At 37.2% G+C, this 13,932-nt stretch carries 12 protein-coding genes; 7 read left to right on the forward strand and 5 right to left on the reverse strand.

The window, feature by feature from the left end; all coding sequences use genetic code 11:
• The first annotated feature begins 61 nt into the window (after window positions 1–61).
• From odhB to MHH66_RS20195, 5 genes are all read left to right on the forward strand, one after another.
• Window positions 62–1,318 (forward strand): 2-oxoglutarate dehydrogenase complex dihydrolipoyllysine-residue succinyltransferase, encoded by a 1,257-nt coding sequence (odhB, locus tag MHH66_RS20175; RefSeq protein ID WP_078184121.1) that lies wholly within the window; start codon window positions 62–64, stop codon window positions 1,316–1,318.
• 125 nt (window positions 1,319–1,443) lie between these two features.
• Window positions 1,444–3,363 (forward strand): putative thiazole-containing bacteriocin maturation protein, encoded by a 1,920-nt coding sequence (locus MHH66_RS20180; protein WP_002168868.1) that lies wholly within the window; start codon window positions 1,444–1,446, stop codon window positions 3,361–3,363.
• Window positions 3,360–5,309 (forward strand): TOMM precursor leader peptide-binding protein, encoded by a 1,950-nt coding sequence (locus MHH66_RS20185; RefSeq protein WP_078184120.1) that lies wholly within the window; start codon window positions 3,360–3,362, stop codon window positions 5,307–5,309. Before MHH66_RS20180 ends, MHH66_RS20185 begins: the two co-directional genes overlap by 4 nt.
• Before the next feature lie 22 nt (window positions 5,310–5,331).
• A complete protein-coding gene (locus MHH66_RS20190; protein WP_078184119.1) occupies window positions 5,332–6,894 on the forward strand; it encodes a SagB family peptide dehydrogenase in 1,563 nt (520 codons plus the stop codon).
• A gap of 92 nt (window positions 6,895–6,986) precedes the next feature.
• Window positions 6,987–7,577: a class I SAM-dependent methyltransferase gene (locus MHH66_RS20195; protein ID WP_078184118.1), complete on the forward strand. Its 591-nt coding sequence runs from the start codon at window positions 6,987–6,989 to the stop codon at window positions 7,575–7,577.
• Window positions 7,578–7,608: 31 nt separating this feature from the next.
• Here MHH66_RS20195 and MHH66_RS20200 read toward each other — a convergent pair whose 3' ends face one another.
• The 3 genes from MHH66_RS20200 to MHH66_RS20210 all read right to left on the reverse strand — a co-directional run bounded on the left by MHH66_RS20200 (window position 7,609) and on the right by MHH66_RS20210 (window position 10,182).
• Complete coding sequence (locus MHH66_RS20200; RefSeq protein ID WP_060751881.1) at window positions 7,609–8,019, reverse strand: DUF3908 family protein; 411 nt, start codon at window positions 8,017–8,019, stop codon at window positions 7,609–7,611.
• A gap of 239 nt (window positions 8,020–8,258) precedes the next feature.
• On the reverse strand, window positions 8,259–8,747 hold the full coding sequence (locus tag MHH66_RS20205; protein ID WP_078184117.1) for a GNAT family N-acetyltransferase: 489 nt from the start codon (window positions 8,745–8,747) through the stop codon (window positions 8,259–8,261).
• Between the two features lie 100 nt (window positions 8,748–8,847).
• Window positions 8,848–10,182 carry an FAD-dependent oxidoreductase gene (locus MHH66_RS20210; RefSeq protein WP_078184116.1) on the reverse strand — a complete coding sequence of 445 codons (1,335 nt, stop codon included), beginning with the start codon at window positions 10,180–10,182 and terminating at the stop codon, window positions 8,848–8,850.
• A 199-nt stretch (window positions 10,183–10,381) separates the two neighbouring features.
• Between MHH66_RS20210 and MHH66_RS20215 the strand changes: the two genes are divergently transcribed.
• Window positions 10,382–10,813, forward strand: coding sequence for a hypothetical protein (locus MHH66_RS20215; RefSeq protein WP_078184115.1), 432 nt, complete (start codon window positions 10,382–10,384; stop codon window positions 10,811–10,813).
• 44 nt (window positions 10,814–10,857) lie between these two features.
• Here the strand turns inward: MHH66_RS20215 and MHH66_RS20220 are convergent, their stop codons facing one another.
• Together MHH66_RS20220 and MHH66_RS20225 are read right to left on the reverse strand one after the other, a co-directional pair.
• The gene (locus MHH66_RS20220; protein WP_078184114.1) at window positions 10,858–12,090 is read right to left on the reverse strand and encodes a TcaA 3rd/4th domain-containing protein; all 1,233 of its coding nucleotides are present in this window, start codon (window positions 12,088–12,090) and stop codon (window positions 10,858–10,860) included.
• A gap of 19 nt (window positions 12,091–12,109) precedes the next feature.
• Window positions 12,110–12,892: a zinc ribbon domain-containing protein gene (locus MHH66_RS20225; RefSeq protein WP_078184113.1), complete on the reverse strand. Its 783-nt coding sequence runs from the start codon at window positions 12,890–12,892 to the stop codon at window positions 12,110–12,112.
• A 200-nt stretch (window positions 12,893–13,092) separates the two neighbouring features.
• Between MHH66_RS20225 and MHH66_RS20230 the strand changes: the two genes are divergently transcribed.
• Window positions 13,093–13,926, forward strand: coding sequence for a hypothetical protein (locus tag MHH66_RS20230; RefSeq protein ID WP_078184112.1), 834 nt, complete (start codon window positions 13,093–13,095; stop codon window positions 13,924–13,926).
• The last annotated feature ends 6 nt before the right edge of the window (window positions 13,927–13,932 follow it).

A 13,932-nucleotide genomic window follows, 5' to 3' on the forward strand; every position in this document is an offset into this window, starting at 1 on the left:
ATTACCGAAGATTAAAGAAGATAAAACACACCGTTAGGCAAATAAGGGGAGGACATTTAAAATGATCGAAATTAAAGTACCTGAGCTTGCAGAATCTATTTCAGAAGGAACTATTTCACAATGGCTTATCAACGTAGGCGACAAAGTTGAGAAAGGTGGCAGCGTTGTTGAGCTTGAGACTGACAAAGTCAATGTAGAAATCATTGCAGAGGATTCAGGTATTGTATCGAAGTTACTAGGCGAACCTGGAGATACAGTTGAAGTTGGTGCTACTATCGCAATTTTAGATGCAAACGGCGCAGCGGTTGAAGTAAGCACACCTGCTCCGGCTAATGAGCAACCAAAACAAGAAACTACTGAAGCACCGAAAGCAGCAGCTCCAAGTGCTGAACAAAATAAAGCGTTGCAAGGTTTACCAAATACAAATCGTCCTATCGCATCACCAGCTGCTCGCAAAATGGCTCGTGAATTAGGAATCGATTTAAACGAAGTACGTAGCACAGATCCACTTGGACGTGTGAGACCACATGATGTACAAGCTCACGCTGCAGCGCCAAAAGAAGCACCAGCTGCTCCAAAACAAATTCCGGCTCCAGTTGCAAAAACTGAATTTGAAAAACCAGTTGAGCGTGTGAAAATGTCCCGCCGCCGTCAAACAATTGCAAAACGTCTTGTAGAAGTTCAACAAACATCTGCAATGTTAACTACATTTAACGAAGTTGATATGAGTGCAATCATGGAATTACGTAAAGAACGCAAAGATGCTTTCGAGAAAAAACATGATGTACGTCTTGGCTTTATGTCATTCTTCACAAAAGCAGTTGTTGCAGCATTAAAACAGTTCCCATTATTAAATGCTGAAATTCAAGGCGATGAGCTTATCATTAAAAAATTCTATGATATCGGTATTGCAGTAGCAGCTCCAGATGGATTAGTTGTTCCAGTTGTACGCGATGCTAACCAATTGAACTTCGCTGAAATTGAAAGCGAGATTCGTAATTTAGGTCTGAAAGCACGCGATAATAAACTTTCATTAAAAGAGCTACAAGGTGGTACATTTACAATTACAAATGGTGGTGTGTTCGGTTCTCTAATGTCGACACCAATCCTAAATAGTCCACAAGTAGGTATTCTAGGGATGCATAAAATCCAAGTACGTCCAGTTGCAATTGATGCAGAGCGTATGGAAAACCGTCCAATGATGTACCTTGCACTATCTTACGATCACCGTATTGTTGATGGTAAAGAAGCAGTTAGCTTCCTTGTTGCTGTTAAAGATATGCTTGAAGATCCAAAATCATTATTATTAGAAGGTTGATAGATTATTAATCTATTAAAGGCTGTAGAATGAATCATTCTACAGCCTTTTTTTATTATGTTCATACGGGACAAATCACAATACATAGACTAATAATGTATGCCTAAAACGTAAGGGGGATAAACATGAATAACCTTCCAGTTCATGCAAAACTTAAAGCAAATAAGGATACTTTCTTCCTCCCCGATTCAAACGGGGGTGTTTACTTTCGAAATAACTCCAGTTCATTCCGTATGGATGGTGATGGAATTTATGACTGGATCGAGAAATTAATGCCTATGTTTAACGGTAATCATTCTTTGACAGAAATAACCGATGGTCTCCCTCTCCCCTATCAAAATCGTGTATTTGAAATTGGAGAGATTTTATATGAAAATGGTTTCATTCGTGATGTAAGCCAAGATGCTCCCCACGAATTAAACAGTGCATTACTCGACAGATACGCTTCGCAAATTGAGTTTTTAGAAGCTGATTCCCATTCAGGCGCTTTAAAATTCGAAACGTACCGCGCAGCAAATGTGCTTATAATTGGTTCTGGCGATATGCTTACTTCCCTAGTTTCTTCTTTATTAGAATCTGGTTTACCTACATTCCATTATCTTGTTACAGATCGTGCTGAAACAAACTACGATCGAATTCACGAACTAAGCGAACGTGCATATGCAAATGATGACAATGTACTTATTCAAGAAATAGATATTACAATTGATCGCCCTTTACATGAAGTATTCGAGCCTTTCGACTGGATTTTATACGTTTCCCAAAATGGAGATATTGAAAGTTTAAGAGCAATCCATACTATTTGTAGAGAGTTTAAGAAAAATTTCATACCAGCTATTTGCTTATCAAGAATTGGTTTAGCTGGACCCGTCGTAACCGCAGACCGTGAAGAATGCTGGGAATCAGCTTGGCATCGTCTACACGAAACTACTTTACAAAGTGAAAATCCACCTGAACTTTTCTCACCAATTGCATCTGCAATGTTAGCAAATGTTATCGTTTTTGAGTTATTTAAACATGTCGCTGAAGGTTCACATAGGCAGCATAATCCTCAATTCTTTTTATTAAACTTGGAAACACTTGAAGGAAAGTGGCACCCTTTCATAAAACATCTTCTCGCAACCGATGAAATCTTTACAATTGATACGGTGCAAAATCTTCAAGAAAACCTTGCCCAACGTTCCGGACAATATACTTCAACTGAACTTTTTCGTTTTTTTGATACGTTAACTTCTAAAGAAGCTGGTATATTCCACATGTGGGATGAACAAGATTTACACCAATTGCCTTTATCACAGTGCAATATTCAAGTTGCAAATCCATTATCAGACGGACCTACCTCTCCCCTTCCTACTATAACTTGCGGTGGATTAACTCATAATGAAGCACGCCGCGAAGCTGGTTTAACAGGAGTTGAAACATATGTAGCTGAAATGATTCATCGTCTTATCCCCGAACATACTGATATCGGTATTGGTGCTGGGGAAACGATGACAGAAGGTGTATACCGAGCACTCCAAAAACATTTAAATAATAAGTTATATGAACGCCAATCACATATGCTAGAAGAGATTACAGAGCTTTATTTAACCGAAATTCATGATAAACATTGTAGGTTTTACTACGATGCTCTCTCTACAATTCATGAAATACCTAAAGTAGGAATGAGTGAGGAGTTACTTGGTTTTCCTGTCGTTTGGATCGGTATTAATGATAGATGGTATGGTGCGGCAAATATTAATATAACACTCGCATTAAGAAATGCTCTGCAACAAGCACTCCTTCATATTCAAAATGAAGAGATTCCTTATAAAGCTAATATGTTACCGGAATCATCCATTGTTTTATATAGTACGGATCCTGTTAGAGTAGCAATACAAGAAGAGGAAGAAATTCCAGGCGTACAGTCTTTACAAGTTGCTTTGCAAAATTTAACGGAAAACAACTTGTATCCATTCGTTTTTGATTTAGCTATTGAGTCATTTTTAAGAGACAACTTAGACGGTGTATATGGGGTATTAATTGCAAAGGAGGATGACCAATGACTCAAAACATACTACTTATAGGAGATGGCCTACTCACAGACTATGTACATGAGCAATTGTGTAAGCAATATTCACTCATCCGCCAGCATACAATTACAGAAGCTCTCCCTGAAAACATTCATCTTGCTCTCGTTTTACATGACGGGTCTCCTTCTTCCGTACATCATGATGCAGAGCTTATCTTTCGCTCAAATAATATTCCGTGGCTTCGCGCGTTTACTTCGTTTGGTGAAGGTATTATCGGTCCTTACGTGAAGCCTCTTACAACTGGATGTTCCCACTGCGCTGATGGACGCCGGTTTATAGCTGGCTTTGATCAAAAAGAAATGTGGGAACTACAACGAAAATATGCATTAAAAGCAGAGAACGTGACGAGGCGTGATGTACGTGCCACCCAAAATGGAATGTTACAAATGTGCCAGCTCATTCATGCCGAAACAGAGAAAATATTAGCTCATGGATATTCTTCTTTAGAAAACGAACTCATTTTACTGGACTTACAAACGTTACAATGTACCCGGAATTCGTTTCTTCCAGACCCTCTCTGTCCGGTATGCAGCAATTTGCCTGACGATACAGCAGATGCAGCGCAAATTTCTTTACAACCAAGTTTGAAAACGAGTACTGAAACGTATCGCTGTCGTTCCATTCATGAGCTAAACACATTTTTAACGAGAGACTATTTAGATTACCGGACTGGTATTTTAAACGGCAAAATGCAACATTCTTTATTACCGTTTGCTGATGTCATTATAAACATGCCGTTACTGTTTGGAAATGAAGGTGTCGCGGGCCGGACTCATTCATTTTCACTTAGTGAAGCAACCGCTATTTTAGAAGGTTTAGAACGCTATTGCGGTATGTCGCCTCGTGGAAAAAAAACAAATGTACATGGCAGTTTTCGTGAGCTAGAAGATAGTGCACTGAATCCCCTCACACTTGGTGTGCATACAAATGAACATTACAATCGTGATAGTTTTCCATTTAAGCCGTTTGATCCTGATTATGAGCAAAACTGGGTATGGGGATATTCTTTATTACAAAGCAGGCCCCTTCTAGTTCCAGAATCAATCGCTTATTATAGCCTTGGTCATAGAGATGCTTTCGTGTATGAAACATCAAATGGATGTGCAATTGGTGGTAGTTTAGAAGAAGCAATTTTTCACGGCATTTTAGAAATTGTAGAGCGTGACGCCTTTTTGCTCACTTGGTATGCCGAATTACCTCTTCCCCGTCTCGATCTTAGTTCAGCCAATGATACTGAATTGCAACTAATGTTGGAACGCTTACGCACAATTACTGGATATGAATTATACGTTTTCAACGCGACGATGGAACATGGTATTCCGAGCATATGGGTCATTGCGAAAAATACAAGGCAAGATGGTATGAATCTCGTCTGTGCTGGCGGCGCACATATGGAACCAATTCGAGCTGTAAAAAATGCAATTCATGAAATAGCGGGCATGTTACTTATAACAGATGAAGAGCTTGAACAAAAAAGAGAGAAATATGAAAACGGTTTACAAGATCCATATCTTGTTTCGCAAATGGAAGATCATAGTATGCTGTACGGATTGAAAGAAGCGGAAGAACGTCTTCACTTCCTTTTACGTGATGATGCTCCAGTGCAAACGTTCCAAGAAATGAATGCATTACAATCATTTGATATGGATTTAACATCTGATCTTCATCAACTTTTAAACAGGTTACATCAATCTGGACTTGAAGTACTTGTTGTAAATCAAACGGTCCCCCTTATAGAAAAGAACGGCTTACATTGTGTAAAAGTAATTATTCCAGGCATGTTACCGATGACGTTCGGTCACCATCTCACTCGGGTTACAGGACTGGATAGAGTGTATACCGTACCGATGACACTTGGATATTGGGCTGAGCCTTTAACGAATGAAAGTTTAAATCCACATCCGCATCCGTTTCCATAATTCATAGTGAGGGGGAAATTTGATGCAACCTGATACTTTTTTACATCATCTCCATTTTTCTATTAATGAAATTATGTCGTCCGATAAAGAGATTGACTGGGAAGACGCACCACTTCCTTATAAATTATATCGAAATTTACCAGTAATCCCTCTCTCTTTAGAAATCCCATTAACTTTGCGGAATTCTTCTACTAAACCTAACTTAGAGGAAATCGGTCATTATCTTTGGTACTCATTTGGTTTAACACAATTATGTCAGCCTACTACTAACCTAGAAAATAATAAAACAACGACTCTATTTCGAAGATTCATCCCTTCTGGGGGTGCTTTATATCCGAATGAATTATATATTTATTTAAAAATTGATCATTATCCAGACGGCATTTACCATTACGACGCCGCGCACCACCGTCTTATCTTACTTCGTGAAGGAAATTTTGATTCTTATCTTACAGAAGCACTCGGCAATCGTTGTAACATACATTCTTGTTTTGGTGCTGCATTTGTATCCACTATGTTTTGGAAAAACTTCTTTAAATACAATAACTTTTCGTATCGTCTGCAAGGATTAGATAGTGGTGTTCTAATCGGTCAATTACTTGAATGCGCAAAACAATTTGGTTATACAAATGGTGTATATTTTCAGTTTCTAGATCGGGCAATGAATCATTTACTTGGACTGTCAGAAGGTGAAGAAAGTGTGTATGCTGTTATTCCTTTAAGTACAGAACCGAATACAGATTGGTTTCATGATGATCATCACGAAAATAAAACTATTACTTCTCATGACTTGTTGCAGCAAATCCCGCCGTTAACACATGAGCATTTCGTTCGCTCAAAATATGTAGATGAATATCCGATGATAAAAAAAATAAACGTGGCTTCTATGATTGAATCAACAGAACACTTCCAAACATTTACCTGTGAAGAACGACAACAATATAGTGCACACGCTATGCAGCTACCTAAAGCGGAACGTTTATCATATGATTTTTTACAACTTTGTAAAAAACGATATTCACCTGATTCTGACTTCATTTTAACAAAATGGGATGCAGCCGAGCTTGCTACTCTACTACAAGAAGCGAGCCTCTCCTTCCCTTGTTACAACGACCTTGATGGCAAGTATGTAAATGAAAATGCACGAGTCTCACTATATGGATGTTTTTATAACGTAAAAGACATAGAAAACGGCGCTTACGCTTATAACAGTAGGACACATTCCATACAGCCAATTCGGTATGGAGACCTTCGTTATCCGCTTCAATCTAGTATGACGATGGATAACGTCAATCTTTTTCAAGTACCACTTTGTCTACATGTAATCGGAAATAAAGATTACTATAAAAATAAATTAGGTTATAGAGGATATCGCATTCATCAAATGGAAGCTGGCATGCTCGTTCATAAACTCGTTTTAGCTGCGACCGCTATGGGGATGGGCGGGCATCCTTTACTTAGTTTTGATACAAATTCATGCGATCAATTGTACGGGATTGATGCCGGAAATGAAACTTCACTCATTCAAATTCCGGTTGGGGCGTATCGAGCGCGAAATTGGCTAAAAGGGTCCTTGCATAATTAGAAGCACGCCGATTAATGGCGTGCTTTTTTTAAAGGAGTTAAATTATTAAAAGCGAAATAAATACATATTCTTATATAAAAGGAGAGTTTGAATTGAGTATTTTACAAAAATTAATCGAGCAAGCGAAAAATCCTCACGGGACAATTGGTTCCTCTATGCTTTGCATTATGAATGCTGCGCATACGAGACTAACAAATTGGGCTTTACAAAAAATACATATACGTGAAAATGCAGTTATTTTAGATATTGGTTGTGGGGGTGGTAAAACCATACAGACTCTTTCAAAACGAACTCCGCTTGGGAAAATATACGGGATCGACTACTCCAATCAAGCTGTTGAAAACTCAAAGAAAGCAAATATGAAGGATGTCAAAGCAGCGAAAGTAATTATTCATCAAGCAAGCGTCTCCTCTATTCCATATCATCCGGACTTCTTTGATCTCATTACCGCTTTTCAAACCCACTACTTTTGGCCTGATGTTGAGAATGATATGAAAGAAGTATTTCGCGTCTTAAAACCGAATGGATCCTTTTTACTAGTCGCTGAAACTTTCAAAATCCAATATCATATGGATACATTTAAGACGACCGAAGAATTAGTAAACCTTTTTTATGAGACGGGATTTACAAGCGTGAAATGTTACGAAGAAAGGGGGTGCCTTTGTTTAATAGGAAATAAGTAAAAAAGCAGACCATTAGGGGTCTGCTTTTTTACTAGATTACTTTAAAAATACTCTTAATTTGTCTTGCAAATAACCAGTTTTTCGTACCGTAGTTATCATTTAGACTATCTAAATTAATAGCTTTCCCGTTAGAAAACTTTAGTTCTAACGTTGTATTTTTGTCATTTGTTTTTAAGTTGCTATTTGTAATGTCATCATACTTTAATTTTTCAATCTCAATATACTCTTCCTTCTCTTCTCCGATAACGACGTGATCTTGGAAGAAGAACAATACTTCTACTTTCTTACCGAAACAAAATACGTTTTTCGTATAAATTAATGTCGCGTTATCAAGTCCGACACATACTTCCTTCATCTCTTCAACAACGTTTCCTAAGTCTTCTTCGTTTCTTGCATTTGATTCAGCAATCCATTCTTCGATTGTATTCATGTTAATTGCCATACTGTGCCTCCTGGTTCGTTCATTGCTTTATTAAAAAATAAATACTATATGACAATATAAGCGATACGTACTATGTTTTCAAGGGTGAAAGGTATATTCGAAATAAAGTGAAACTTTAATTAGTGGAGGTTTTCTTCATCCCCCACTGATTATCAGCCCTCACTAATCGGGCTCTTACTGCCCGCAAATAGCGGGATAAAGTTAAATTTCAAAGTAATCTACTAGGGGCACCGATTTTATTATATTTTAAACGTTTGAACGAGACATTCTTCATCATCGATTAACTGTGTTTTCTCATCAAATTCGATGTTTAGCTCCCTATATACTTTCTTCCAAAAAGAAACTGCTGGTATATTTTTCACAAGTTCGATAACGAAATATTGCCCTCTTTTCTCTTTTAATACATTCTCAATAACTTGTTTACCGATTCCTTTTCCTTTGTACTGATTCAATATGAAAATGTCATTTATACCAAAGTCGTTTTCCTTCTTCAACAACGGGCGTTCCAATAGTAATAAAAATCCTACGATATCAGTATCACTTTTAATAAAATACGGAGTGATTCCATCATTTACCCAAAACATATGCAAATCTTCGTATTCAAAAAATCCATTTGCCCCAATCTTTATATTAGGAGTGAATGTAGAGAGGTCATGAAGATATAGTGCGTACAAATTACGTAATATTTCTTTTTCTGATTCTTGAACTGTTTGAAGTGTTACAAACATTTTTAATAATCCCCTTCCCTATATGTAACTGTTTCTCCCTCTTTATTATTCGCTAAAAAAGTTTACCTACCTTTGCAAAAAAAATAGCACTTAAAAAGTGCTATTCCGCTCTCCTTGCTGCTTGTTGAATTGGATCCCTAACGCTGTTATATGGTGGTGCGTAACTTAAGTCGACATCTTCTAAATCGTGAATACTCATTTTATTGAAAAGTGCCATCGCGATAACATCAATACGTTTATCTACGCCCTCTTCTCCAATTACTTGACCGCCTAATAATTGTTTCGTATCGGCGTGATATAGTAATTTCAAGTGAAGTGGCGAAGCACTCGGGTAATAGCCCGCCATATTTGTTGAATCTACTTTGACCGTCTTATACGGGATGTTTAGCCCTTTCGCTTCTTTTTCATTTAAGCCTGTTCTTGCGAGCGTCAGATCCATAAATTTAATAATGCCCGTACCTAACGTACCTTTGAATGCCCTTCGTTTATCAACCATATTGAGTCCGGCAAGTCGCCCTTGTTTATTCGCAGTCGTTCCAAGCGGGATATGATCATGCATTTCCTTTATAACATGGTAATGTGTTGCACAATCACCAGCAGCGTATACGTCTTGTACATTCGTTTGCATATAAGCATTTACTTCAATTGCACCTTTATGAGTTTTACGTATATTTGTCCCTTCAAGAAAATCAGTATTTGGCTGTACACCGACAGATACTAAAACGAGATCTGTTTTATACGTACCTTTATCTGTTTCAATTTGTTCCACTCTTTCTTTTCCTTTAAATGCTTTCACATTTTCATTCGTTAAAATTTCAATATTGTGTTTATCTGCTTCTTTATGTATATATTCAGCCATATCTGCATCATAAATCGTACCGATATGATCATTTCGCTCAATCATTCTTACTTTCTTACCAAGTTCGACGAATGTTTCTGCCATCTCTAGTCCAATTGCACCGCCGCCAATAATAGTTACATCCTCAACTTTATTCGTTTCTAGCGTTTTTAATATGCGCTCAGCATCCGGAATTGTTTTTAAAAGATGAATGCCTTGCAAATCTCGCCCTTCCCATTCTGGCATAACAGGACGCACTCCAGTCGCAATTAATAAACGGTCATACGGAAATTCAAAAACATCTTTCGTCTCCGTATGCTCTGCGTACACCATTTTCTTTTCCGTATCTACTTTCGTTACTTCATGACGTACTTTCGCATCAATTCCATATTTATCACGAAACGTCTTTACATCGCGTGCAATTAATTTTTCAGTAGAAGCAATAACACCACTAATCACATACGGGAATCCGCACTGAGCGTATGAATAGATTTCACCTTTTTCTAACGTTACAACATTTGCAGTTTCATCGTTTCTAACAATTTGCATTGCTGCACTCATACCTGCTGCATCTCCGCCAATAATGACATAGTTCACTTTACCACTCCTTTTTTTTTACATACTCTTTACGATTTCCATATTTTATAGAAATAACACCTACTTCCATTGTAAAGAAATAGAATTCTATCTACAAATTTGGTGCACAAACCTATGCATGAATAGGTATCCGTCGTGTCTTATAAACAAGATGTTTAATATGCTATAACAGTAACTATTGAAAGTAGGTGAAACATATATGTGCGCTGGCCTTCTCGCTAGGCTTCCAGAGGAACCGCAAGAACCAAAAGAACCGAAACCCGCCCTCTCACTTGACCAAGAATTTTCCATTAATGCAACAATATACAGCGCTCGTGCTTGGTTATCTAACGATGATACTTTTGCGCAAGATATTTGGAAAGCCACCCAATTCGCTTCAGCATCACATGCTGGCAAGTCCATCTTTCCAGTCGGTTCTGTTAAAATTATGAACTTTTCTGATGATACAATAACTGTTACTGCATCACCAGAATCAGATGATGCGCTCAAAATAGTCGTACCACCCCATTCCGAGGCAGCTTTAACTTCAGGTCCTTTATCCCATATACAAGCTAGTACATCTGGAGGATCAAGTAAAGTCACATTTCTCTTTCACATCTTTTTCTCAAGGGATCCTGGTTCAGATAAATAACCATAAAAAGGGTACAGTTATGCACTGTACCTTTATCATGCACTCTATTCTCTTGATTTGATCAGTTCAACATTATAAACTTCAATATCCGTTAACGTTCCTGTAAAATACGGATTTTCTCTGTACCAAGACTGTTTTGAAAAATACGCTTGCATATCTTTCGTTTGAAACATATGTCCATGTCTTGCGTATATTTCATTTCTAGCAATTTTCAACTGTTCTTTCGATAAATATGTTAAGTCCGCACTCGTTAATTTTCGAATATCACTATCAGGGAAGATGAAACCATTATATACATACCCAGTCGTAGGCGGAGTAACATTGTAAACAACTGTTTTTTCTACACTTTTCTTTTGAAATGGAAGATTATAAGCCGAAAGTGCCGTTACCGTTTCTATCTTTGTCGTTTCCCTTCCACTTTCTCCATTTCGCTCTAAATAAATCGCCGCACTTCCATCAGTCGCTACCGGTCCCCACGTAATTTCTTCTCCAGTCAACGCAGTAACTGGCTTTTGATTCACGTACAATGTTGCACCAGACGCATTCGTTTGAACTGTAATATATTGCCCTTGCAACGTTAAATCTACCGTTACATTATTTTGACTTTGTTTCATAAGTACAACCTTTTCCTCACGTGATAGTTTTACATAGTCATTTTTATATTCCGCTTGAAATACTTGAGTTCCTGGAAGAAATGGTCCATATTGCTTCTCAAACTTTTTATCATTTGTCTTATCAATTTCTTTTCCGTTCATTTTTAAAAATGTCCCTTTTTCATTTGTAAGCAGCGTCGTATAATACGTCTTCGCTTTCAATTTATACCGATCAAATAAAAAGAAATGTTTCCCATCTTTCGTTAAAGAAAAATCTGCTCTTTCTATTCCATCCCCTTGTTTTTCACCTTGCCTCAAATATTCTTTCAATTCATTCACGTAAGATGGATTTTCTTTTATATATGAAAATAGAGGCGTTACACTCTCTCTTGTGACAATAACGGCTGGATCATCTGCCGTGGTGATCTCAGCTAATTTCTCCCCGTCCCTCTCTTGTAAAATAGTAATCATTCGTTCTACTTGTGCGGTCTGCTTATAATACGATGATCCATACAAATACAATCCAACAATTACTATAACAAGTAATGTTAAGAGTGTAATGCCAACTTTTGTACCACCGCTCATTTTCTTCTTTACTACAAGAATTCCCCTCTTCATCCCGCAGTTTTGGCAAAATTGCACTCCATCTTCATACTGAACTCCGCACTTAGTACATACATTCATTCATTCAACCACCTTTTCATTAGAAGCCTGTGAATCCCCCAGTAAAGGTTTGAATTATCGTGTTAATGTAAGACCAAAATACAAGAAACGTTGCAATTCCGATTAAAACACTTGCAATCATAAGTGTGTAAACAGGATCTAATCCGCCGTTGTCTAGTTTTAATATAGCTACAATTATACTAATTCCCATATACGTTGTAGCCAGCCCTAATAAGATTGGTAAGAAGAAGATTAATAAAAAACTAAAAAGAAAAGAAAGCACTAATATAGCAATAGCTGGCGTCGCTATCGTCCCCCATATACCGAATGCTTCAAGAAAAGAAAAAGATGATTTCATCATCTTACCACTTACAAAAATAATAAATCCGACAAATAAAGTTAAAATTAATAAAAAGAAAAAGACCATTACAGATTCTCCAAAGAAAGTAGGAGTAGCTATATCTGGCACTAATGTCCTCGTAACAGTCGCCGCTGCGCTCATCATTCTATAAAAAATACATGCTCCTAAAAAACAAATAAGTACAAGGCTTGCAATTCCATTTCGCACTTCAATATTTCCACTTTCCATAATGGCCGATGGTGATTTAAAAGCATTTTTAAAGAACTGAAAATAGCCACTTGCAAATTGTTTCGCTTGCTCTACCGTTTCATTCGGACGAGTTTCCTTTACTCGTGCCGGGCGCGATAGCTGCCCTTCTTCCTGCCCACCACTCGCTACCGCTTCTTCCGTTAACGAATGTCCACAATTCCCGCAAAACCTTGCTTCCGCTGCATTTTCAGTATTACATGCTGGACATTTCATTCTCTCATCCCTCCTTAAGCATATACCTTATAGGGTGTTACAAATTCAATATATGACTTTGTACATAAAACATGACTACAAGAAAAAGAATATGAAATCCTTCTTTTAAACGAAACTATGTGTGCTAGTATTATAGAAAAATAATGGTATTATGAAACAGAGCAAATAAAGTGAAACTTTAAACAGATTGGATGAAGACAGTGGAATTTGTAAACTCGATTTTTCAAACACTCCTTACAAGTGTGATCCAATTATTTTCTTTAATTGGTGTCATCATTGTAATTGGATTTATATTAGGTTATTTAGAATCTCTCACACGAACGTATTGGTCGAGAGCTTTTGGTAGGAAAGGTTTTCTTTTAACCGCGTGGATTGGTGTTCCCGTTCATGAGCTTGGACATGCAATTATGTGTCTAGTATTTCGTCATAAAATTGTAGCAACGCAGTTTTTCCCAACAGATACAAGTCAGGGAGCTTTAGGTTACGTACAACATCAATACAATCAAAAAAGTATATACCAACGAATCGGTAATTTCTTTATCGGCATCGGTCCTATTATTTCTGGTATTACTGCCTTAATACTTTTAATGCGCTATTTCGTACCAGAGTCATATTATTTATTTAATACGAATCTGGAAAAAACTGTTGCATCGACTTCTATTAACTTAGACATGATCCAAAACATGTTTTTATCAACATTCTTTTTATTAAAAAGCTTGTTTACAATGAACAATTTATTGACCCCTTCTTTTTGGTTATTTTTATTTATCGCTATTTGTATTTCCGCACATATCGCTTTAAGTAAACCAGACATTAAAGGATCAATAGACGGCGTCATCGTCATGTTTATCTTATTATTTTTATTCAATATAATAGCGGGACTGTTTCAGTACGATAGTAACCAACTAATCGGTAAAATGATGAAATATAATATGTATCTCATCGCGTTTTCTAGTGTAGCGCTTCTTTTCTCTTGTATTTCTACACTTGTTAGTTTTGGGTTTTATAAAATAAGAGGAGGGCGTTCGTTGTGAACGCCC

Source organism: Bacillus sp. FSL H8-0492, assembly GCF_038006145.1.
Taxonomy (GTDB): Bacteria; Bacillota; Bacilli; order Bacillales; family Bacillaceae_G; genus Bacillus_A; species Bacillus_A mycoides.